This is a genomic window from Nonomuraea sp. NPDC000554, assembly GCF_040300065.1.
Classification (GTDB): domain Bacteria; phylum Actinomycetota; class Actinomycetes; order Streptosporangiales; family Streptosporangiaceae; genus Nonomuraea.
Genome location: NZ_JBEPDC010000023.1, coordinates 79,903 through 100,376, shown reverse-complemented (window position 1 = coordinate 100,376; position 20,474 = coordinate 79,903). Strand labels below are relative to the sequence as shown.

Annotated in this window: 20 protein-coding genes and 1 pseudogene; 16 read left to right on the top strand and 5 right to left on the bottom strand. The window is 72.9% G+C overall.

The window, feature by feature from the left end:
- Nucleotides 1-40: 40 nt before the first annotated feature.
- From ABT294_RS35565 to rbsK, 9 genes are read left to right on the top strand one after another with little or no spacing between them, the layout of a single operon-like run.
- Complete coding sequence (locus ABT294_RS35565) at nt 41-1,138, top strand: LacI family DNA-binding transcriptional regulator (RefSeq protein WP_350810716.1); 1,098 nt, start codon at nt 41-43, stop codon at nt 1,136-1,138.
- A complete protein-coding gene (locus tag ABT294_RS35560; RefSeq protein WP_350810715.1) occupies nt 1,135-2,046 on the top strand; it encodes a carbohydrate ABC transporter permease in 912 nt (303 codons plus the stop codon). Before ABT294_RS35565 ends, ABT294_RS35560 begins: the two co-directional genes overlap by 4 nt.
- The gene (locus ABT294_RS35555; protein ID WP_350810714.1) at nt 2,043-2,861 is read left to right on the top strand and encodes a carbohydrate ABC transporter permease; all 819 of its coding nucleotides are present in this window, start codon (nt 2,043-2,045) and stop codon (nt 2,859-2,861) included. The genes ABT294_RS35560 and ABT294_RS35555 overlap by 4 nt, the downstream gene beginning before the upstream one ends.
- Before the next feature lie 9 nt (nt 2,862-2,870).
- A complete protein-coding gene (locus ABT294_RS35550) occupies nt 2,871-4,178 on the top strand; it encodes an ABC transporter substrate-binding protein (RefSeq protein ID WP_350810713.1) in 1,308 nt (435 codons plus the stop codon).
- Nucleotides 4,175-5,158 carry an ADP-ribosylglycohydrolase family protein gene (locus ABT294_RS35545; RefSeq protein ID WP_350810712.1) on the top strand — a complete coding sequence of 328 codons (984 nt, stop codon included), beginning with the start codon at nt 4,175-4,177 and terminating at the stop codon, nt 5,156-5,158. The genes ABT294_RS35550 and ABT294_RS35545 overlap by 4 nt, the downstream gene beginning before the upstream one ends.
- Nucleotides 5,159-5,163: 5 nt before the next feature.
- The gene (locus tag ABT294_RS35540; RefSeq protein ID WP_350810711.1) at nt 5,164-6,132 is read left to right on the top strand and encodes an ADP-ribosylglycohydrolase family protein; all 969 of its coding nucleotides are present in this window, start codon (nt 5,164-5,166) and stop codon (nt 6,130-6,132) included.
- Nucleotides 6,129-7,277 carry an ADP-ribosylglycohydrolase family protein gene (locus tag ABT294_RS35535; protein ID WP_350810710.1) on the top strand — a complete coding sequence of 383 codons (1,149 nt, stop codon included), beginning with the start codon at nt 6,129-6,131 and terminating at the stop codon, nt 7,275-7,277. Before ABT294_RS35540 ends, ABT294_RS35535 begins: the two co-directional genes overlap by 4 nt.
- Before the next feature lie 34 nt (nt 7,278-7,311).
- The gene (locus ABT294_RS35530; protein WP_350810709.1) at nt 7,312-8,643 is read left to right on the top strand and encodes an ADP-ribosylglycohydrolase family protein; all 1,332 of its coding nucleotides are present in this window, start codon (nt 7,312-7,314) and stop codon (nt 8,641-8,643) included.
- Complete coding sequence (gene rbsK, locus ABT294_RS35525) at nt 8,640-9,524, top strand: ribokinase (protein WP_350810708.1); 885 nt, start codon at nt 8,640-8,642, stop codon at nt 9,522-9,524. The genes ABT294_RS35530 and rbsK overlap by 4 nt, the downstream gene beginning before the upstream one ends.
- Nucleotides 9,525-9,578: 54 nt before the next feature.
- Here rbsK and ABT294_RS35520 read toward each other — a convergent pair whose 3' ends face one another.
- Nucleotides 9,579-10,085 (bottom strand): NUDIX domain-containing protein, encoded by a 507-nt coding sequence (locus ABT294_RS35520; RefSeq protein ID WP_350810707.1) that lies wholly within the window; start codon nt 10,083-10,085, stop codon nt 9,579-9,581.
- Between the two features lie 63 nt (nt 10,086-10,148).
- Nucleotides 10,149-10,910 (bottom strand): FadR/GntR family transcriptional regulator, encoded by a 762-nt coding sequence (locus ABT294_RS35515; protein ID WP_350810706.1) that lies wholly within the window; start codon nt 10,908-10,910, stop codon nt 10,149-10,151.
- Between the two features lie 168 nt (nt 10,911-11,078).
- On the opposite strand from ABT294_RS35515, the gene leuA reads away from it, so the two are divergent.
- Nucleotides 11,079-12,851 carry a 2-isopropylmalate synthase gene (gene leuA / locus ABT294_RS35510; protein WP_350810705.1) on the top strand — a complete coding sequence of 591 codons (1,773 nt, stop codon included), beginning with the start codon at nt 11,079-11,081 and terminating at the stop codon, nt 12,849-12,851.
- Here leuA and pyrF read toward each other — a convergent pair.
- Nucleotides 12,840-13,646: an orotidine-5'-phosphate decarboxylase gene (pyrF, locus tag ABT294_RS35505; RefSeq protein WP_350810704.1), complete on the bottom strand. Its 807-nt coding sequence runs from the start codon at nt 13,644-13,646 to the stop codon at nt 12,840-12,842. The genes leuA and pyrF overlap by 12 nt on opposite strands.
- A 121-nt stretch (nt 13,647-13,767) precedes the next feature.
- On the opposite strand from pyrF, the pseudogene ABT294_RS35500 reads away from it, so the two are divergent.
- The 3 genes and pseudogenes from ABT294_RS35500 to ABT294_RS35490 all read left to right on the top strand — a co-directional run bounded on the left by ABT294_RS35500 (nt 13,768) and on the right by ABT294_RS35490 (nt 16,449).
- A pseudogene (locus ABT294_RS35500) lies at nt 13,768-15,036 on the top strand (RNA-guided endonuclease InsQ/TnpB family protein).
- 93 nt (nt 15,037-15,129) lie between these two features.
- Nucleotides 15,130-15,606: a DUF2283 domain-containing protein gene (locus ABT294_RS35495; protein WP_350810703.1), complete on the top strand. Its 477-nt coding sequence runs from the start codon at nt 15,130-15,132 to the stop codon at nt 15,604-15,606.
- 48 nt (nt 15,607-15,654) lie between these two features.
- Nucleotides 15,655-16,449: a Cof-type HAD-IIB family hydrolase gene (locus tag ABT294_RS35490; protein ID WP_350810702.1), complete on the top strand. Its 795-nt coding sequence runs from the start codon at nt 15,655-15,657 to the stop codon at nt 16,447-16,449.
- A 12-nt stretch (nt 16,450-16,461) separates the two neighbouring features.
- Here the strand turns inward: ABT294_RS35490 and ABT294_RS35485 are convergent, their stop codons facing one another.
- Entirely contained in the window at nt 16,462-16,806 is a 345-nt protein-coding gene (locus ABT294_RS35485) for a winged helix-turn-helix transcriptional regulator (protein ID WP_350810701.1), read from the bottom strand.
- An 88-nt stretch (nt 16,807-16,894) separates the two neighbouring features.
- Here ABT294_RS35485 and ABT294_RS35480 point away from each other — a divergent pair, with 88 nt between their 5' ends.
- Nucleotides 16,895-17,530 (top strand): NADPH-dependent F420 reductase, encoded by a 636-nt coding sequence (locus tag ABT294_RS35480; protein WP_350810700.1) that lies wholly within the window; start codon nt 16,895-16,897, stop codon nt 17,528-17,530.
- A gap of 81 nt (nt 17,531-17,611) precedes the next feature.
- Nucleotides 17,612-17,983: a hypothetical protein gene (locus ABT294_RS35475; RefSeq protein ID WP_350810699.1), complete on the top strand. Its 372-nt coding sequence runs from the start codon at nt 17,612-17,614 to the stop codon at nt 17,981-17,983.
- A 255-nt stretch (nt 17,984-18,238) separates the two neighbouring features.
- Here ABT294_RS35475 and ABT294_RS35470 read toward each other — a convergent pair whose 3' ends face one another.
- Nucleotides 18,239-18,898: an endonuclease V gene (locus ABT294_RS35470; protein ID WP_350810698.1), complete on the bottom strand. Its 660-nt coding sequence runs from the start codon at nt 18,896-18,898 to the stop codon at nt 18,239-18,241.
- Nucleotides 18,899-19,131: 233 nt separating this feature from the next.
- On the opposite strand from ABT294_RS35470, the gene ABT294_RS35465 reads away from it, so the two are divergent.
- Nucleotides 19,132-20,319, top strand: coding sequence for an alpha/beta hydrolase fold domain-containing protein (locus tag ABT294_RS35465; protein WP_350810697.1), 1,188 nt, complete (start codon nt 19,132-19,134; stop codon nt 20,317-20,319).
- Nucleotides 20,320-20,474: the final 155 nt, after the last annotated feature.

Here is a 20,474-nt window from a genome sequence, read left to right as displayed (position 1 = left end):
GAAGATGATCTGGAAACGTTTACTTCACGGAAGGACAGCCTTGGCCGAAGGACCCACGATCACTACGATCGCCGAGCGTGCGGGCGTCTCGATCGCCTCGGTCTCGCGGGTGCTCAACGGCCTGCCGACCCGGCAGGAGACCGTCCGCAAGGTCATGGCCGCCGCCGACGAGCTCGGCTACGTGCGCAACGCCGTCGCGAGATCGCTCAAGTCGCGCCGCACCCACCAGGTCGCCTTCGCCATGGCCGACGTGGGCAACCCCGCCTACCTGGCCATGCTGCGGGAGATCCAGCCCGTGCTGAAGGCCGCTGGGTACCGGCTCGTCCTGCACTCCACGGACGCCGTCGCCGCCGACGAGATCGACGTGCTGCACAGCCTCGGCGAGCGCTACGTCGACGGGCTGATCATGAGCCCGCTGCGGGTCACCGACGAGCACCTGCAGATGCTGTCCGCCGCCAGGGCGCCCGTGGTGATCATCGGGTCGGTGCCCGAGGGCACGCCCGTCGACAACGTCCGCGCCGACTCGCACACCGGCGTCAGGCTGGCGCTCGACCACCTGCACGCCCTCGGGCGGCGCCGGATCGCGCTGGTCAACGGCCCGCTCGACACCGTCCCCGGCGCGGCGCGCAGCGGCGCCTACCGGGACGCGCTGCTGGCGCTCGGCCTGCCCTACGACGAGAACCTGGTGCAGATCGGCGACTTCTACCGGGCCGAAGGGGCCCGCGCGGTGGCGGACCTGCTCGCCAGGGTGTCCGACGTGGACGCGCTGATGTGCGCGAACGACCTGATCGCGCTCGGCGCCCTGGACGTCCTGCGGGCGGCCGGCAAGCGGGTGCCCGAGGACGTGGCCGTGGTCGGCATGGACGACACCGACCTCGCCGCCGCCTCCTGGCCGTCGCTCAGCAGCGTCTCCCTCGGCTCCGCCGAGCGCGGCAAGGCCGCCGCCGAGCTGCTGCTCGACCGGTTGCAGCACGGCGACCGCGAGCCCCGCCTGGTAACCGTGCCGCCGCGGCTGGTGGTGCGGGCGTCCACGGTGGGTGAGCAGGTGGGTGAGCAGGCGGCCGGTGCGCCGGGAGACGGCACTGGGCGGCCGGCGCGCCGGGCGTCCACGAAAGCGAAGGGGGGAAGCGGTTCATGACCGCGACCGCGACCAGGCCGTCCCGGCCCGCGCCGCGCACGCGGCGCGGCGGGCTCTCGCGGCAGACCCGCGAGATGTGGGTGCTGATGCTGCCCGCGCTGGTGCCGGTGCTGCTGTTCAGCGTGGGCCCGCTGCTGTACGGCATCGGGCTGGCGTTCACCGACGCCAGGGCGGGCAGGAACACCGAGATCAGTTTCGCCGGGCTGCAGAACTTCGGCGAGCTGCTGGCCGACGGCGAGTTCTGGTCGTCGATGCAGATCGGCCTGATCTGGTCGATCTCGGTGACGGTGCTGCAGTTCCTCGCCTCGCTCGGGCTGGCGCTGCTGCTCAACGAGAAGCTCTGGTTCAGGGGCCTGGCCAGGGTGCTCGCGGTGGTGCCGTGGGCGATGCCCCCGGTGGTCATCGGCCTGATGTGGCGGCTCGTCTACCACCCGGACGCCGGCATCGTGAACAGCACGCTCGGCACCGACATCAACTGGCTGGCCGACTTCTCCTGGGCGCTGCCCGCCGTGATCGTGATGGGCATCTGGAGCGGCATGCCGCAGACGACGGTCGTGCTGCTGGCCGGGCTCCAGGGCATCCCCACGGAGCTCTACGAGGCGGTCGCGGTCGACGGCGCGGGCACCTGGCGCCGGTTCTGGAACATCACGCTGCCGCAGCTGCGCCCGATCATCGTCACGATCACCTCGCTCGACTTCGTGTGGAACGTCAACCAGTTCAGCCTGGTCTACGTGCTCACCCAGGGCGGCCCCGGCGGGCGGACCCGGCTGCCGATGCTGTTCGCCTACGAGGAGGCGTTCAGGTACGGCTTCTTCGGCTACGCGGCCACGATCGGCGTCAGCATCGCGATCGTCGTGCTCGCCCTGCTCGGCGTCTACCTGTGGCGGCAGATGAGGGAGGCGTCATGAGAAAGACCCTGCAGTTCGTCGCGCTCTGCGCCTACATCGTCTTCCTGGCCTTCCCGCTGGTCTGGCTGCTGTCGACGGCGCTCAAGACGCCGCAGGAGATGGCCGGCCTGCACCCCAGCTGGATTCCCGAGCATCCGACGCTGGCCAACTTCGCCGACGCGTTCGGCGAACAGGACCTGGTCGGAGCCGGGCTGCGCAGCCTGATCGTGGCCGTGTGCAGCTCGCTGCTGACCGTGGCCATCTCGCTGCCCGCCTCGTACGCGCTGGCGCGCTACAAGGGCGTGCTCAGCCGGGTCGCGATCGGGTGGGTGCTGGTCAGCCAGATCTTCCCGTTCATCCTGATCATCATCCCGCTCTTCATGGTGCTGCGGAAGATGGACCTGGTGAACACGCTGCCCGGCCTGATCGTCGTGCACGTGACGTTCACGCTGCCGTTCGCCCTGTGGATGCTCCAGGGGTACGTGCGCTCGGTGCCGCGCGAGCTGGAGGAGGCCGCGTCCGTCGACGGCGCGGGCCGCATCCGCTCGATCGTCAGCGTGGTCGCGCCGCTGCTGGCTCCCGGCGTGGTGGCGACCCTGCTGTTCTCGTTCATCTCGTCATGGAACGAGTTCCTGTTCGCGCTCGTGGTCCTCAAGGACCCCGATGTGATGACACTCCCTCTGACGCTGGTGCGGTTCACCGGCCCCGAGGGAGTGGCCAGGCTCGGCCCGCTGGCCGCGGCGTCGCTCATGGCGACGATCCCGAGTCTGATCTTTTTCGCAATCATCCAGCGACGGCTGAGGTCCGGCCTGATGGCTGGCGCTGTGAAGGGCTAGGAGGCTCTAATGCGTATCAGATCCGCAGTGGCGGCGGCGGCGATCGTCGCCCTGGCCGCCGGGTGCGGCGGGAGCGGCGGGGACAGCGGTTCCTCCGGCGACTCCAACGAGCCGGTCAAGCTCAACTTCCTCAGCCTGGCCTGGCAGAAGGAGTCGGTGGCGGCCAACAAGCAGCTCGTCGAGGAGTGGAACAAGGCCAACCCGAAGATCCAGGTCACCTACGTCCAGGGCAGCTGGGACAACGTCAACGACCAGCTCGTCACCTCCTTCGAGGGCGGCGACGCGCCCGACGTCATCCACGACGACTCCCCGGCGCTGTCCGGCTTCGCCTCCAAGGGCTACCTGCTGGACCTGAAGGACAAGGTGCCGGCCGAGCTGAAGAGCGACATCCCGCAGGCCGCCTGGGACACCGTCACCTTCGACGACGGCAAGGGCAACCAGGGCGTCTACGGCGTGCCGTTCCTGCAGGAGTCGACGGTCGTCATCGCCAACAAGAAGCTGCTCGACGCCGCCAAGGTGCGCGTCCCCACCCCCGACAACCCGTGGACGTGGGACGAGTTCGCCGAGATCAGCAAGAAGCTGACCAAGAGCGGCCAGTTCGGCGTGGCCTGGCCGATGAAGTCGCCGGTCAACAAGACGCTGAACCTGGCGCTCAACTTCGGCGGCACCTTCTTCCAGACCTCCGGCGGCAAGACCACGGTCAAGGTCGGCCCGGAGGAGAAGGAGGTCCTGCAGCGCATCCACGACCAGCTCTACAAGGACAAGTCGGCCGACACCTCGGCGCTCGGCATGGGCACCGCCGACCCGCTGCCCGGCTTCTTCGCGGGCAAGTACGCGATGCTGCCGGTGGGCGTCTACCTGCGCCAGCAGGTCGTCGAGCAGGCCCCGAAGGGCTTCGACTGGGTGACGCTGCCGCCGCTCAAGGGCACGTCCTCCGACCAGGGCGCGGTCTCGCAGACCCTGTCGGTCGCCGCTGACAGCAAGCACCCGGACGAGGCGCTGAAGTTCATGTCCTTCTTCCTGAACGGCGCGAACCAGGCCAAGCTCGCCAAGGGCGACTGGCTGCTGCCGACGTCGGTCAAGGCCGCCTCCGACCCGTCGATGACGGCCAAGGAGAACGGCTGGGACGTCGCCACCGCCTCGGGCAAGAACCTCGTCGTCGCGCCGTTCCTCAAGGTGAACGGCTTCGACGAGTGGAAGAGCAAGGTGGCGACGCCGGTGCTGCAGGAGTACTACGCCAACAAGATCACCATCGACGAGGCGGCCAAGAAGCTCGTCGAGGACGGCAACAAGGTGCTGGAGCGGTACCAGAAGTGACGTACCGCGACCGGGCCCGGGGGTGTCTGCTCGGCCTCGCGGCCGGCGACGCCCTCGGGGCGCCCGCCGAGAACCTCACCCCGTCGGAGATCCGGCGGCGGTGGGGACGGCTGACGGAGATCGAGGGCGGCGGCACCGACGACACCGAGTACGCCATCTTCGCCTCGTCCCTGCTGGTCAGGCACGGCCACGACCTCACCTCGGAGGACGTGGCCGCGGCCTACCGGTCCGAGATCATCCCGCTGGTGGCAGGGCCGATGAAGGGGGCGGGCTTCTCGGAGCTCGGCACCGTCGAGGCCCTGCGCCGCGGCCTGGAACCCCCGCTCACCGGCCGGGTGCACCTGCACGGCTGGTCCGACGGCCTGGCGATGCGCGCCGCGCCGTACGGCGTCTTCTGCCCGGGCGACCCGGCCGAGGCGGCCCGCCTGGTGGAGCAGGACGGCCGCGTGAGCCAGTCGGGCGAGGGCATCCTGGGCGGGCGCGCGGTGGCGGGCGCGGTGGCGGCCGCCATGACCGGCGCCTCCCCGCAGGACGTGGTGTCGGCCGCCCTGTCGGTGATCCCCGAGGACTCGTGGACGTCCCGCACCATCGTGCGCGCCCGAGACGCTCTCGCCGCGGCCCCGGGCGACGGCCCAGTCGACGAAACCGTCGAGGCCCTGCACGAGGCCGTGGTCGTCAAGCACTACCCGTGGACCGACGTGGCCCCGGAGGCCGTGGCGCTGGCGATGGCCGCGTACCTGGCCGGCGAGGGCGACGTCGAGACGAGCGTGACCTTCGGCGTGAGCCTCGGCCGCGACGCCGACACCATCGGAGCCATCGCCGGCGCGATCGCCGGAGCCGGTCAGGGCGAGCGCGGCACGCCCGAACGCTGGGCCGCCCGGATAGGCCCGGCGACCGGCAAATGCCTGCCCGTGGTGGCGGGCAGACACGTGCTGGACGTCGCTGATGAGCTCGCTGACGAGCTCGCGGAAGGACTCTAGAGAACATGTCGGGGGACAGAACCAGGGGAGCCTTCGCCGGGCTCGCCCTGGGAGACGCCGCGGGCTGGCCCGCGGCCAGGCACCGATCGGCCCTGCACGCGCCCTGGAGCAGGCGCCTGTACCGCGAGCTCGACGCCTTCGCCGAGGAGCACGCGGTCACCACGCTGCCGGTGCCGTTCGCGCTCAACCAGCCGACCGCGCCGCTGGCCGTCGGCCCGTCCGACGACGCCGAGTGGCTGGCCTGGACGGCGCTCACCATCGACCTGCCCCGCGCCGAGGCGTTCAGGCGGCTCGCCGGGCGCTCGGACGTCAGGGCCCGCATCTCCGTCGCCAGCGCGCTGGACAACCTGGCCAAGGGCGTCGAACCACCTGCTAGCGGCCACGACAACCCGCACCACTTCGACGACGCCGCCGCCGTCAGGGCCGTGGCGTTCGGGGTGCTCGGCAGGGACCCGTCCGAGGACGCGCGGGTGACGAACGCGGGCGACGGCCTGCTCGGCGCGCAGGCGATGGCCGCGGCCGTGTCGGAGGCCGTCTCCACCGGCTCGGCGGCAGGGGCGGTCGCCGCGGCCCTGGCCGTCCTGCCCGAGGACACCGCCATCGGGCACAACGCGCGCCTGGCGCTGGACGTCGCCCGGACGGCGGGCGGCGCGTTCGCCGCCGTGCCCGCGCTCGACGCGGCGCTGATCGACCACGTCTACAGCTACGGAGTCGGCGCGGCCCAGACGGTGCCGGTGGCGCTGGCGCTGGCCGAGGTGTCGGGCGGCGCGCTCGGCGAGGCCGTGCCCGCCGCCGCGTGCCTGTCCACGCTGGCCGACTCCGCGCCCGCGCTCACCGGGGCGCTGACCGGGGCGTGCAGCGGGTACGCCGCGATCCCGCAGGGGTGGATCGCGGCCTCCCGCACGCTCGCCGGTTGCTGCCTGCCGGAACTGGCAGGCAAGGATCTCATCGAACTCTTGGAGGAACTCGTATGACGCCGCTTGAGGACAGGGCGACTGGCTGCGTGGCGGGGGCGGCGGTCGGTGACGCGCTGGGCGGCGCCACCGAGGGCTGGACCCCCGAACAGATCACGCAACGCTACGGCGGGCAGGTCGAGGGCGTCGTGCCGCCGTTCAACGAGGACTGGCGCAACGCCCGGCCCATCGCCCCCTACCACAAGGGCGACGGCAACATCACCGACGACACCCTCATGACGCACGCGCTGATCCGCGTCTACGAGAAGGTCGGCGGGCACCTCGGCGCGTACGCGATGGCCGAGCACCTGGTGCCGGAGCTGATGGGCGAGCGGCGCTGGATCCCCGAGCTGGAGGCCGACGCGCTGCCGTTGCAGCGGATCTTCCTGGCCGAGAAGTGGATCGTGGCCAGGCTGCACTACGGCCACGTGGACCCGCGCGAGGCCGGCGTCGGAAACATCGTGAACTGCGGCGCGGCCATGTACGTCGCGCCTGTCGGCATCGTCAACGCCGCCGACCCCGACGCCGCCTACGCCGAGGCCATCGACCTGACCGGCGCCCACCAGTCGAGCTACGGCCGCGAGGCCGCCGGAGTGATGGCCGCGGCCGTCGCCGAGGCCATGCGTCCCGGCGCGACGGCCGACTCGGTGGTGGCGACCTGCCTCAGGCTCGCCAAGGACGGCACCAGGGCCGCCATCGAGGCCGTCTGCGAGACGGCCCGCGGCTTCGGCCACTGGGACGGCTCCTTCGAGGCGCTGCGCGCCGCCATGCGCCCGTTCGACACGGTCGCCGACACCTACCGCGACCAGGGCCTCGGAGCGCGGCGGCCGAGCCGCGTGCACAGCATCGAGGAACTGCCGCTGGCGCTCGCCTTCCTGGTCGTGGCCAAGGGCGACTACCGCGAGACCGTGCTCGGCGGCGTCAACTACGGCCGCGACGCCGACTCGATCGCGTCCATGGGCGGCGCCATCGCGGGCGCGCTCGGCGGACTCGCCGCGGTCCCGTCGGACTGGGTGGAGCAGGTCGGCACCGCCAGCCGCACCGACCTGGTGGCGCCGGGCCGCGCGATCGCCGGGGTGGCGCGCCGCGTCCACGCCGACGACCTGGCCCGCCGCCGCGCCCACGAGGCCGCCTTCGCCGACCTCACCACGGGCGAGGCCCGATGACCCCGCCGTCCGCGCGCCGAACGGCGGGCTGCGGATGATCAGGCTCACCTGGGTGCAGCCGGAGGACCTGGTGGGGCACGAGCTGCGCCAGGCCGCCGAGGACGGCAGGGACGTCCGCGAGATCGCTGACCGGTGGCACGCGGCAGGAGGGCACGACGCGCCCCCGCGCGCCGGAGCCTCGGAGCCCGGCGCGCTGAAGCTGCGGCCCCTGGCCGAGCAGCTGCTCGACGAGCTGGCCGCCATCCCGTCGCCGCTGGACGAGCCGTCCGAACTGGCGGCCGTCGTCGACGCCTGCCCGGACTGGCCGGACAAGGGGCGCGGCGCGTCCCCGGTGGATCCGGCGCGGGTGCTCGGCGCCTGGCTGGGCCGGGCCGCCGGGTGCGTGCTGGGCAAGCCGGTGGAGAAGATCCCGCGCGAGGGCATCCGCCAGATCGCCGAAGCCACCGGCAACTGGCCCATCCGCGGCTGGTTCACCGCCGAAGGACTCCCCGGCGACATCGCCGAGCGGTGGCCGTGGAACCGGCGCAGCGCCGTCAACTCCCTCGCCGAGAACATCGACGGCGTCCCCGAGGACGACGACCTGAACTACCCGCTGCTCGCCCTGTCGGTGCTGGAGCGGCACGGCCGCGGCTTCACCACCGACGACGTGGCGAAACTCTGGCTGGACGAGCTGCCCGCCGGGCGCACGTTCACCGCTGAGCGGGTGGCGTACCGCAACCTGCTCAACGGCGTCGAGCCGCCGGAGACGGCCACCCACCGCAACCCGTTCCGCGAGTGGATCGGCGCGCTGATCAGGACGGACGTGTACGGCTGGGTCAACCCGGGCGACCCGGCCACCGCGGCCGAGTTCGCCTGGCGCGACGCCCGGCTCACGCACACCGCGAACGGCGTCTACGGGGCCATGTTCGTCGCCGCCATGTGCGCGTCCTCGCTGGTCGCCGGCTCGGTGGAGGAGGTGGTCGAGGCGGGGCTGTCGGTGGTGCCGCCGCGCTCCCGGCTGCACCGGGCCGTGCGCCAGGCGGTCGAGGACGCGTCCCGCGAGCCGGACTTCGAGCGGGTGATCGACCTGCTCCACCAGCGCCACGGCGACCTGCACTGGGTGCACACCGTCAACAACGCCGCGCTGGTCGCGGCCACGCTCGTGCACGGGCGCGGCGACTTCACCGCGTCCATCGCCGGAGCGGTCGCCGGAGGCTGGGACACCGACTCGGCCGGGGCCACCGCCGGGTCGATCGCGGGCGCGCTCAACGGCGGGGTCCCCGACCAGTGGCGGATGCGCGACAGCCTGGCCAGCAGCCTGACCGGCTTCGACGGCATAGGGCTGGCTGAGCTGGCCCGACGCACTCAGGAGATGATGGGGGCATGATCTCGGTCTTCGGCAGCGCGAACATGGATCTCGTCGCGTACGTATCGCAGGCCCCCAAGCGGGGAGAGACCGTCACGGGGCGGGAGTTCCGCACCGTGCCCGGCGGGAAGGGGGCGAACCAGGCGATCGCCGCCGCCCGGGCGGGCACGCACGTCAGCTTCCTGGGCGCGGTGGGCGACGACGGGTTCGGCACGGAGATGCGCGCCACCCTGGCCGAGGCGGGCGTGGACGTCGAGCGGCTGCGTCGGGTGCCCGGCCCCAGCGGCATCGCGCACATCGTGGTCGACGACGCGGGCGGCAACTCGATCATCGTGGTCCCCGGCGCGAACGGCACCGTCACCGGGCTCACCGACGAGGACCGCGCGGTGATCGCCGCGTCCCAGGCGCTGCTGCTCCAGCTCGAACTGCCCATGGAGGCGGTCGTCGCCGCCGCCCGGGCGGGGCGGGCCTCGGACGTTCCGGTCATCCTCACGCCGGCGCCCGCGCAGCCGCTCCCGGACGAGCTGCTCGACGCGGTCACGGTGCTCGTCCCGAACGAGCACGAGGCCGCCGCCATCACCGGCGTCACCGACCCGGACGCGGCGGCCGACGCGCTGCTCAAGCGGGTGCCGGAGGTGCTGATCACACTGGGTTCGGAGGGCGCGCTCTACGCGTCCCGCTCGGGCGAGCGGCTGCGCGAGCCGGCCGTGCGGGTGACGGCGGTCGACACCACGGCGGCCGGAGACACGTTCGTGGGCGCGTTCGCCGTGGCCCGCGCGGAGGGCCGGGCTCCGGCGGAGTGCCTCCGCTTCGCCTCGGCCGCCGCCGCCCTGTCGGTGCAGCGGGAGGGCGCGAGCACGTCGATGCCCACCCGTGCGGAGATCGAGGACGTCCTCGCCTGACGCGCCCCCCGGCCGCCGTGGCAGGACGTCTCGCGGTGGCCGGGGGCGTTTCGCTCAGGGCTGGACGTGCGTCCAGGCGAGCCTGACGGGGGCGCCCGGCCGGGCTCCTGACAGGACACCGGGCAGGACCGTGGCCAGGCCGGGCGGGAAGACCCGTTCGGTCGTCGCCATCAGCTCGGCCACGGACCACCACCAGTAGCCGAGCCAGCTGTCCGACTCCTCCGGTTCCATGGCGGAGATATCGAGGGACGGGCTCGGAACGCGGGCGAAGAAGTACGTGTGAACCGTGTAGTAGCGGTGGCCTTCGATCGACCACTCGCCCTCGTTGACCGCGACCGCGTCGCCGAGGTCCGCCGTGGTCACCGCGTGGCCCGTCTCCTCGCGGGCCTCCCGCGCGGCGGCCTCGGCGAGGCTCTCGCCCGGCTGGACCGCGCCGCCGGGCAGGTGCCACGCGGGCGTCTGCGGCCACGGGTCCGGTGGCGAGAAGCGGAACAGCAGGATCCGGTCGTCGGGCGTGGCCAGGATGACGCGCGCGGTGGGCCGGGGAGTGGGGGAGCTCACCGTTCGTACGGTAACAAGGCCAGGTGCGGATAAGACTGACAATTCCGCTTCCCCTGGCCCGGGTCAGGCGCGTTGCAGGTGGGCGAGGGTCTGCGCCAGTTCGGCGTGGAGGATGTCGCCCGCCGCGTCCGCGTCGCCGCGCGCGACGGCCGCCACCAGGTCGGCGTGCGCCTCGTCGCCCGGGTTGGGGTCGTGCGCCCGCAGGCCGAGGAGGTCGACCAGGTCGATGAGGTGTTCGCGGAGGACGGGGGCGAACTCGGCGAACAGGTCCGACAGGACGGGGTTGCGGGCGGCGGCGACGACCGCCGCGTGCAGCGCGATGTCGGCGTCGACGAAGGCCGCGTTGCCGGCGGCGCCGTCCGCCTTGTCGCCGCCCGAACCGCCCGAACCGCCCGTTTCGCCGCCCGAACCGGCCGCGTCTCCGGCCGCCGCGTCCCGGCGGGCGCGCAGGGCGGATTCCAAGGCTGTGACGTCCTCGTCGGTGCGGCGGGCGGCCGCCAGTCTGGCCGCCTGGGTCTCGACGATCAGGCGGACCTCGTAGACGTCCGTGATCGCCGCCCGGCGCAGCCGCGCGGGCCAGTCCTCGGCGGGGACGGTCGCCACCACGAACACCCCCGACCCCTGGCGGGCCTGCACCAGCCCGGCGCCGGCCAGCGCCCGCAACGCCTCGCGGACCGTCGAGCGGCCCACCCCGAGCGTCTTGGCCAGCGCGTTCTCCCCGGGAAGCTTCGTGCCGACCGGCCAGTGCCCGCCGGTGATCTGCTCGCGCAGGTGGTCGGTGGCCTGTTCGACGAGCGGGCTGGGACGGAGGGTGCCGAGCGGCATGTGAACCTCTCAGGTTGTCTGAGGACCTGTGGTGTGGTTAGTCTAGCCGCCATGACGTCCCGCGGTCTCCTTCTCGGCCGCCGCGGCGGGGCCTGACCGGACCGGCACCCCGCCGCGGCGGGCTCGTGCTGCCGGTCGACCCGTACGACCACAGAGAAGGACCTTTTCATGCAGACTCCCCAGGGGCCCGTGCCCGCCGACGCGCCGCGCTGGAACCCGCAGCGCTCCAGCCCCATGCCGTACCACCGCTACCGGCCCGCCCACGAGCGCGTCGAGGTGCCGCTGACCGGGCGCGGCTGGCCGTCCAGGCGGATCGATCGGGCGCCGCTGTGGGTGCCGGTCGACCTGCGCGACGGCAACCAGGCGCTGGCCGAGCCGATGGACCCGGCCCGCAAGCGCCGCCTGTTCGACCTGCTCGTGACCGTGGGCTTCAAGGAGATCGAGGTCGGCTACCCGTCGGCCAGCCAGACCGACTTCGACTTCGTCAGGCACCTGGCCGAGCCCGGCGTGGTGCCCGAGGACGTCACGGTGGTGGTGTTCACCGCCGCCAGAACCGACCTGATCGAGCGGACGTTCGCCTCCGTCGAGGGGCTGCCGCGCGTCGTCGTCCACCTCTACACCGCGACCGCCCCCACCTGGCGGGACGTCGTGCTCGGCCACGGCAGGGACGAGCTGCGCGCGCTCATCCGCCGCGCCGCCGAGCACATCGCCAGGCTGGCCGACGCCCGGCCGGGGCCGCCGGTGCGCTACCAGTTCTCGCCCGAGGTGTTCAACCTGACCGAGCCCGACTACGTCCTGGAGGTGTGCGACGAGCTGACCGCGCTCTGGGACGCCGCCCCCGACCGCCCGGTGGTCCACAACCTGCCGGCCACGGTCGAGATCGGCACCCCGAACATCTACGCCGACCAGATCGAGTACATGCACCGAAACCTCGCCCGCCGCGACTCGGTCATCCTGTCGGTGCACCCGCACAACGACCGCGGCACCGGGGTGGCGTGCGCGGAGCTGGCGCTGCTGGCCGGGGCGCAGCGGGTGGAGGGCTGCCTGTTCGGCAACGGCGAGCGCACCGGCAACGTCGACCTGGTCACGCTCGCGCTCAACCTGCACGCGCAGGGCGTCGACCCGATGGTGGACTTCTCCGACATCGACGAGATCCGGCGGACGGTCGAGCACTGCAACCGGCTCCCCGTCCACGACCGCCACCCGTACGCGGGGGACCTCGTCTACACCGCGTTCTCCGGCACCCACCAGGACGCCATCAGCAAGGGCCTGGCCCACCACGCCAAGCGGGCGGCCGACCTGGGCGTCCCGGCGGAGCGGGCGCCGTGGGCGGTGCCGTACCTGCCGATCGACCCGGCGGACGTCGGGCGCGACTACGAGGCCGTCATCAGGGTGAACAGCCAGTCGGGCAAGGGCGGGATCGGCTACCTGCTGCAGTCGCGGCACGGGCTGGACCTGCCGCGCCGGATGCGGATCGACTTCGCGTCCGTCGTGCAGCGGGCCACCGACGGCAGCGGCGAGGAGATCACCCCGGACCAGCTGCTGGAGCTCTTCGACGCCACCTACGTGGCGCCCGGTGAGCACGGGCCGCTGACCCTGGCCGGCTGGACCACGTCCGAGACCGCTCCCGGCAGGCACGAGTTCACCGCCACCGTCCAGGGAACCCCGCACGTGGACGGTGGCGAGCTGCGCGGCACCGGCAACGGGCCTCTGTCGGCGCTCACCGAGGCGCTGGCCGGCGCCGGGATCGCCGCGGACATCCTGCACTACGCCCAGCACGCCACCGCTCCGGGGCCCGACAGCCAGGCCGTCGCCTACGTGGAGTGCGGGGTCGGCCGGGCCACCTGCTGGGCGGCGGGGCGCGACACGTCCGTGCTGACGGCGTCGGTGCGGGCCGTCATGGCGGCGGTCAACCGGGCCCTGGCCGCGTCAGACGGCTAGCTCGCTCGCGCAGGCGTCGCGGTACTGCAGGGTCCTGGTGCGGACCCGGGCCGGGTCGGTCAGCACGTCCCGGGAGACCGAGGGGATCACCGCGTGCCGCACCGGGGCGAACAGGCGCGCCAGGTCGGCCGGGGAGGCCCCCTGCGCGCCCAGGCCCGGAGCGAGGATGGGGCCGTTCAGTTCGTCGAGCGGGTGGTCGAGCGCGGGCAGCGTGGCGCCGACCACCACGCCGACGGGGCCGAACGGCGACCTGCCCGCGTTCGCGGCCGCGGCGCCCGCGAGCACCTGACCGGCGACCGCCGCCTGCAGCTCGGCCGCCTCCGGGTTGGACGTGCGGGCCAGCACGAACACGCCCGCGTCGTTGGCGACCGCCGACGCGATCGCGCCCTCCAGCGAGCCGAACCCCAGGTACGGGCTGAGCGTCACCGCGTCGGCCGCCAGCGGGCTGCCGTGGTCGAGGTACGCCTCCGCGTAGGCGGCCATCGTGCTGCCGATGTCGCCGCGTTTCACGTCGAGGAGCACCAGGGTGCCCGCGTCGCGGAGGTCGGCGATCACGCCTTCCAGGACGGCGATGCCGCGGCTGCCCCACCGCTCGAAGAACGCCGACTGCGGCTTCACGACCGCGGCCACGTCGCTCACCGCGTCGGCCACCGTGCGGCTGAACCGCTCGAGCCCGGCAGGGGAGTCGTCGAGGCCCCACGCGTTGAGCAGCGCCGGGCTCGGATCGATGCCCACGCACAGCGGGCCGCACTTGTCGAGCCTGGCACGCAGCCGTGCCCCGAATGGCTCACTCATCAAAACTCCTTGAGCGTGGAGACCCGTGCCTTCAGGCGGGGGGGAGGAAACGGGGCACGGTGCCGCATGTTTTGGTTCGAACTTGTGGACGAAACTTTACTTAGCGTAGTAGCTTGCGTGCGTGGCGCAGTTGGTCAAGCGGGCGTTCAAGTACCGCTTCTATCCGACCTCCGAGCAGGCCGAAGAGCTTGCCCGGACGTTCGGCTGCGTCCGCCTCGTCTACAACAAGGCCCTTGAAGAGCGGACCCGCGCCTACACACTGGAAGGCCGCCGTGTCTCCTACGCGGAGTCCTCGGCGGCGCTCACGGAATGGAAGCACACCGAAGGGCTGGGGTTCCTGTGCGAGGTGTCCTCGGTGCCGCTGCAGCAGACGCTGCGCCACCTGCAGGCGGCCTTCGGCAACTTCTTCGCTGGGCGGGCCAGGTATCCGAGGTTCAAGTCCCGCAAGAAGTCGCGTATGTCGGCCGAATACACACGGTCCGCCTTCACGTACCGGGATGGGCGGCTCACCCTGGCGAAGATGGCTGAGCCGCTGGCAGTCGTGTGGTCGCGTCCTCTTCCCGAGGGTGCGCGGCCGTCCACCGTGACTGTGTCCAGGGACGCGGCCGGACGGTGGTTCGTGTCCCTGCTGTGCGAGGACGCCATCCGCCCGCTCGACCGGGCCGAGGCAGCGGTGGGAGTTGACGTGGGCATCACCGCCCTGGTGACCCTGTTGACCGGGGAGAAGATCGTCAACCCCCGCCATGAGCGGGCCGACCGGCGCAAGCTCGCCAGAGCCCAGCGAGCGCTGGCCCGTAAGGAGAAGGGGTCGGCGAACCGGGTCAAGGCCAGAGTTCGCGTGGCGAAGGTGTACGCCCGTATCGTCGACCGCAGGCGTGATCATCTGCACAAGGTCAGCACACGGCTTGTTCGCGAGAATCAAGTGATCGCCGTGGAAGGCCTGACCGTCCGCAACCTGGTCAAGAACCACCGCCTGGCCCGTGCCATCTGCGATGCGTCGTGGCTGGAACTGCGCTCCATGCTGGAGTACAAGGCAGCCTGGTACAGGCGGCAGCTGGTGGTCGTGGACCGCTGGTTTCCCTCCTCCAAGCTGTGCTCGGCATGCGGCAGCATCCAGCAGTCCATGCCGCTGAACGTCCGATCGTGGGAGTGCGCCTGCGGCGCGTCTCACGACCGGGACGTCAACGCGGCCCAGAACATCCTCGCCGCCGGGCTGGCGGAGAGGTGAAACGCCTGTGGAGCTGATGTAAGACCTCAACAGGAGACCAACCTCCTCGGCGGGCGATCGGCGGTGAAGCAGGAAACTTCACGGGCGACCGTGAGAATCCCCCTCGTTGACGAGGGCGAGGATGTCAACACCAGGTCCCCCTCACGACCGTTCGAAGACTAGCCCGCGACGGCAGCCGCCAGGAAGGTTTCGGCCCAGGCGGTTATGCGCCCCCCGCAGTATTTCAGGGATGGCCGGTGGGGTAGAGGAGCAGACATGTACGAGATCGCTCAGCGCACGCTGGCGCTGCGCACCGAGCCGCCGCGCGAGGTGACCGTGACGGTCGGACTGCCGTACGAGGAGCCGACGGGGGAGTGGTCCGCGCCCTACCGGATCGACGGGCTCGAAGGCTGGGAGCACGAGCGGAAGGTCACCGGGATCGACTCGCTTCAGGCCATGGAGCTGGTGCTGGTGGTGTTGCGTGCCGCGCTCGCCGGCTCGCACGAGGCCAGGGCGGGCCTGCTGAGCTGGGACCACGAGCCGGACGGGCGGCGTCCGCAGACGGTCTACCTGAGCCTGGACGAGGACCACGACGTCGCCTACATCGCCATGAAGCACGACATCGCCCCCGGTGAGGCCGTGCGTCAGGCGGTCGTCGAAGGGGTGGTGCTCGACTACGCCGAGTCGGGCGAGCTGCTGGGGCTGGAGCTGACGCACGCCGCGAAGCTGCTGCCGTCGGAGATGCGCATCTGACCCCCGCCGGGAAGCCCGCCGAATCATGACGATCGGGATAATCGGCAGGTGACTCCTCCCCGCATCGTGGCCACCGACCTGGACGGCACCCTCCTCGACTCCCGTCACTCCGTCTCCCCGCGCACCCGCCGCGCGCTCCGGCTCGCCCGTGAGAGCGGCGCCGAGATCGTGTTCGTCACCGCCAGGGCGCCGCGCGGCGTCGACCAGATCGCCGAGCAGGCCGGCGTCACCGGCACGGCGATCTGCAGCAACGGCGCGGTCGTCTACGACCTCGACACCAGGGAGATCGTCGCGACGCACGCGCTGGACCCCGGCGGGTTGCGCGAGATGGTGGAGATCCTGACCGAAGCGCTGCCCGGCGTCGCGTTCGCGGCGGAGACGGGCAGGGGGGTGCTGGCCGAGCCGGGATACGGGGTGGCCCACACGAACGACGCGGCCTGCCGGCGGGAGGTGCCCGCCGTCTCCGAGGCGGACGAGCCGGTCGCCAAGTTGCTCGTCTGGTCGCGGACGCACCCGGTGGACGAGATGTTCGCCGCCGCCGTCGCCGCGGTGGACGGGCAGGCCGAGGTGACCCACTCGGGCGTGCCCGGGCTGCTGGAGATCAGCGCGACCGGCGTGACGAAGGCGGGCACGCTCGCCCTGCACTGCGAGGCGCGGGGCGTGGCCGCGGCGGAGGTGGTGGCCTTCGGCGACATGCCGAACGACCTCGCGGTCCTGACCTTCGCCGGAGCGGGGTACGCGATGGCCAACGCCCACCACCTGGTCCGCTCGGCCGTCGAACGCCACACCCTGTCCAACGACGAGGACGGGGTGGCGGTCGTCCTGGAGCGGCTGTTCGGCTGAGCGCCGTGCGGGTCAGGGCTGCTCCTGCCGGCGGTCCTGGGCGGCCATGACCTCCTCGGCGTGGTCGAAGGCCCACTCGCCGAACACGCCGATCGGGGTGAGGAGGGTGCGGCCGAGGTCCGTCAGCGTGTACTCCACCCGCGGCGGGGCCTCGGCGTAGGCGTGCCGCTCCACCAGGCCGTTGAACTCCAGGCGGCGCAGCGTCTCGGTGAGGACCTTCGGGCTGATGCCGCCGATCTCCGCGCGCAGCTCACCCGGCCGGCGGGGCCCGTGGCGCAGCGACCAGAGGACGACCGCGTTCCAGGTGTTGGCGATCAGGTCGAAGGCCAGTCTGGCCTGGCAGTCGGCGAGGAACAACGGGGACCTCCGTTAGGCACCGATCGGTAACCGGCGGGATTTCTACATTCGTCCCACCAGTAAACCTCGGAACGACATGGAGGACGGAATGCGGATCGGCATTCTCGGAACGGGCGGCATGGCCGACGCGCTGGGCACGCAGTGGGCCAGGGCCGGGCACGAGGTCATGATCAGCGGAAGGAACCCGGACAAGGCAGCCGCTCTGGCGGCGAAGCTCACGACCGCCCGCACCGGCACGTGGGCGCAGGCCGCCGAGTTCGGGGACGTGGTGCTGGCGGCCCTCCCGGTGGAGGCGCTGCGCGAGGTGCTCCAGGCGGCAGGCCCGGCGCTGCGGGACAAGCCGCTGATCGACGTCGCCAACGGCGCCGGCCCGGACGCGTACGACCCGGCGCGTCCCATCGCCGACATGGTGCGGGAGATCACGGGGGCGCGGGTCGTGAAGGCCTTCAACCTCGGCCACGTGGACGTGTGGCGTATGACGCCCCCCGTCTTCGGCGGCAGGCCGCTGGCCGTCCCCCTGTGCGGGGACGACGAGGAGGCACTCGCCGCGGTTCGCCACCTGGTCACGGACCTGGGATGCACGCCGGTGGACGGAGGCGGCCTGCGCCGGGCACGGCTGCTGGAGGCCACGGCGGCGTTCGTCATCGGGCTCTGGTTCGGCGGCGTCGACGCCCAGGCGATCCTGACCCCGCAGGGGGCGGCGGGCGTACCCCTCTCGGTGTAGCCGGGATCGCGACGGCGGGCGGATGTGGCCGTGACGCGGGCGCACGATGCTGGGGGCCTCACGGAACCGAAGGAGAGTCCAGTGGTTACCCAGGTTGCCAGTCGGAGCGGGTACCTGACCGCGTTCAGGGTCGTCGCCACGCTCAACACGCTGTCGGTGCTCGTCCAGGCGGTGACGGCGGGGCAGCTCATGAGCGGGGTGTCCACGGGGCTGCACGGGACGGGCGCGTTCGCCGTGCACGCGCTCGGGCTGGCGCAGCTCGTCGTCGCCGTCCTCCTCTGGCGGCCCGGACGCGACGCCGGGTGGCCCGCGCTGGTCAGCCTGGCGGCGCTGCTGCTCGGGTTCGTCCAGTCCGCGATGGGCGGCTCCGGCGTGCTGTCGGTGCACGTGCCGCTCGGGATGTCGCTCTTCGGGCTGAGCGTCTGGCTCCTGGTCTGGGCCTGGCGCCGCTGACCCTCGGCGGCCCCACGTGGCTGCAGAGGGGGCCGCCGAGGGGGCTCCCGTGTCAGAGGCCGTCCCCGTAGCGGGGGACGGTCGGGAAGGGGGCAGGCTCGAACGCGGAGAGACCGGCGCCGGGGCCGAGCGGCGCCGACTGGCCGGAGCCCGAGACGGGCAGGGCTCGTCCGGTCGGCGTAGCGGGCGAACCAGGAGTCCAGCCGTCCCGCCAGGTCGCGCCGGATCGCGGCCGTCGCCGGGTCTCCCGCCCGGTCACGCGCCGTGGCGGGCCAGATGGTCGGCCCTGCGGATCGGCTCGGGCAGCCGGACGGACGGCGCGAGCCGCAGCACCTGGTCGCAGGCCGTGCCGAGGGCGATGCGGTGGCCCTGGGAGACGTACACCGGCTTGACCCCGCGCCGCGTCCGCAGCGCCCGGCCCACGGTGACGCCGTCGAGGACGATCGGGGACCAGGCGCCACGCTCGGGGGACGGCTCCTCATGCGTCCCGACGAAGGCCGTCTTGCCCACGCCCAGCGCGGGCAGCCCGGTCAGCACGCCGAGATGGCAGGCCAGGCCGAAGCCGCGCGGATGCGCCAGGCCGTACCCGTCGCAGACCAGCAGGTCGGGAGTGACGGTCAGCCGTTCCAGCGCCTCCACCAGGGCGGGCAGCTCGCGGAACGCGAACAGGCCCGGCACGTAGGGGAAGGCCGCCCTGCCGTGCACGACCACCTGCTCCACCACGTCGAGCGTGCCGCCGTCGAGCACCACGACGGCGGCCGACAGCTCGTCGTCGCCGTGGTAGTGCACGTCGAGGCCCGCCACCGTGGTGAACGCGGTGGGCCCGGTGAGCTCGACGCGGTCACGGAGGCGCTCCTGGATCGCCTCCGCCTCCGCGATGTCGGCGGGCCACGGGTGAAGCCGGTCTACACGCACCCGCCCACGCTATTGCCTCTCCGGCACTCGGCGCACAGCCCGCCGACGCCCCGAAGACCGGAAGCGCGCTCCCCGTTCAGCGGGCGGCGGCCGGAAGGGGGCTGCTCACCTTGCCCGCGCCGACCGGCACGCGCGTCCCCGCCGCGCCCGTTCAGTGGGTGGCGCGGCCGGAAGAGCGCTCCCCGCTCTCCCGCCCCGCCGACCGGCTCGGGGCGGCGGGTTAGGGTCGAGCCATGGACGTGCGGGTGATCGTCGGGCCGGGGGTGGTGGCCGACCGTGGCCTGCTCGGGGAGGTCGCCGGACGCGAGTTCGCCGACCTGGGCGTCAGCGGCGCCCTCGGCCACGCCACCAGCGCGGACGAGGTGCGCGCGGCGCTCGCCGGGCGGGCGTCCGAGGCGGTCGTGGTGGTGCTGGGAGCCGACCCCGAGGTGCGGAGGCTCATGCTGGAACCGTCCGAGGGCGTGGTGTGGGTCGACCTCACCCGGCGGGACTCCGGGCCCCGGGGAGTGGCGCGGATCCACGGGCGCGGGGTATCCGGGCTGGAGTGGGGGATCAGGCACGCCGTGCGCCGCGCCCGCCGTCCGTGCCCGCGGGTGCCGTACGGGGAGCACGCCGACCAGTGGGCCGAGCTGCACCTGCCGGAGTCGGCTGGGCCGCATCCGGTGGTCGCGCTGATCCACGGGGGCTACTGGCGGTCCATCTGGGGGGCCGACCTCATGGACGCGCTCTGCGACGACCTGGCCGGGCGCGGGTTCGCCGCGTGGAACCTCGAGTACCGGCGGCCCGACCTGCACGGGTGGAAGGCGACGACGTCCGACGTGGCCGCCGGGCTGGCGGCGCTCTCCGGCGTGGACGCGCCCCTCGACCTGGGCCGGGTCGCGGTCGCGGGGCACTCGGCGGGCGGCCAGCTCGCGTTGCGGGCCGCGGCCGACGGCGCGCGGATGGCTCTGGCGGTGTCGCTGGCCGGGGTCCTGGACCTGGTGGAGGGCGACAGGCGGTGGATCAGCTCCGGCGCCGTGGCCGCCGCCCTGGGAGCCGACGGGGAACGCGAGCGTGCCGGCGAGGGCGAACCGGCGTTGCGAAGTGACGGTGCTGCGGAGGGGGAACGGGCGTCGCGGGGCGAGCGTACTGGGGAGGGCGAACCGGCGTCGCCAGGCGACGGTGCCGGGGAGGGCAGCCTTGAGCTCGCGCAGGCGAGCCCGCTGCTCAGGCTGCCGATGCGGGTGCCCCGGCTGGTGGTGCAGGGGGCGGGCGACGACCTCGATCTCGTGGACTTCGCCCGGCGGTACGCCGCCGCCGCCGAGCGATGCGGCGACGACGTGACCTACCTGGAGCTGCCGGGCGACCATTTCGCGGTGATCGACCCGCGAACGCCGATCTGGCAGGCCACCGCCCGCGCCATCGCCGAGTCCCTGCGCTGAGCCACTGCCGTGCTTTCTGCCCTGGGCCCCTGCCCCGTGCTTCCTGCGCTGAAGTTCCCGCCCTCAGCCCCTGTACGGGCCGTGGTGCCGAGGTGCCGGGGTGCGGTTCGTGGAGGGCCGTGGGATTGCGGGCTGGCGCGCGCGGCCGTTCCGTC

Excerpts from the sequence above, each read along its gene's own strand:
- ABT294_RS35560 (WP_350810715.1), top strand. The coding sequence starts at position 1,135 with ATGACCGCGACCGCGACCAGGCCGTCCCGGCCCGCGCCGCGCACGCGG.
- ABT294_RS35515 (WP_350810706.1), bottom strand. The coding sequence starts at position 10,910 with ATGCCGCTCGGCACCCTCCGTCCCAGCCCGCTCGTCGAACAGGCCACC.
- pyrF (WP_350810704.1), bottom strand. The coding sequence starts at position 13,646 with ATGAGTGAGCCATTCGGGGCACGGCTGCGTGCCAGGCTCGACAAGTGC.
- ABT294_RS35540 (WP_350810711.1), top strand. The coding sequence starts at position 5,164 with ATGTCGGGGGACAGAACCAGGGGAGCCTTCGCCGGGCTCGCCCTGGGA.
- leuA (WP_350810705.1), top strand. The coding sequence starts at position 11,079 with ATGCAGACTCCCCAGGGGCCCGTGCCCGCCGACGCGCCGCGCTGGAAC.
- ABT294_RS35465 (WP_350810697.1), top strand. The coding sequence starts at position 19,132 with ATGGACGTGCGGGTGATCGTCGGGCCGGGGGTGGTGGCCGACCGTGGC.
- ABT294_RS35555 (WP_350810714.1), top strand. The coding sequence starts at position 2,043 with ATGAGAAAGACCCTGCAGTTCGTCGCGCTCTGCGCCTACATCGTCTTC.
- ABT294_RS35530 (WP_350810709.1), top strand. The coding sequence starts at position 7,312 with ATGATCAGGCTCACCTGGGTGCAGCCGGAGGACCTGGTGGGGCACGAG.
- ABT294_RS35550 (WP_350810713.1), top strand. The coding sequence starts at position 2,871 with ATGCGTATCAGATCCGCAGTGGCGGCGGCGGCGATCGTCGCCCTGGCC.
- rbsK (WP_350810708.1), top strand. The coding sequence starts at position 8,640 with ATGATCTCGGTCTTCGGCAGCGCGAACATGGATCTCGTCGCGTACGTA.
- ABT294_RS35495 (WP_350810703.1), top strand. The coding sequence starts at position 15,130 with ATGTACGAGATCGCTCAGCGCACGCTGGCGCTGCGCACCGAGCCGCCG.
- ABT294_RS35480 (WP_350810700.1), top strand. The coding sequence starts at position 16,895 with ATGCGGATCGGCATTCTCGGAACGGGCGGCATGGCCGACGCGCTGGGC.
- ABT294_RS35535 (WP_350810710.1), top strand. The coding sequence starts at position 6,129 with ATGACGCCGCTTGAGGACAGGGCGACTGGCTGCGTGGCGGGGGCGGCG.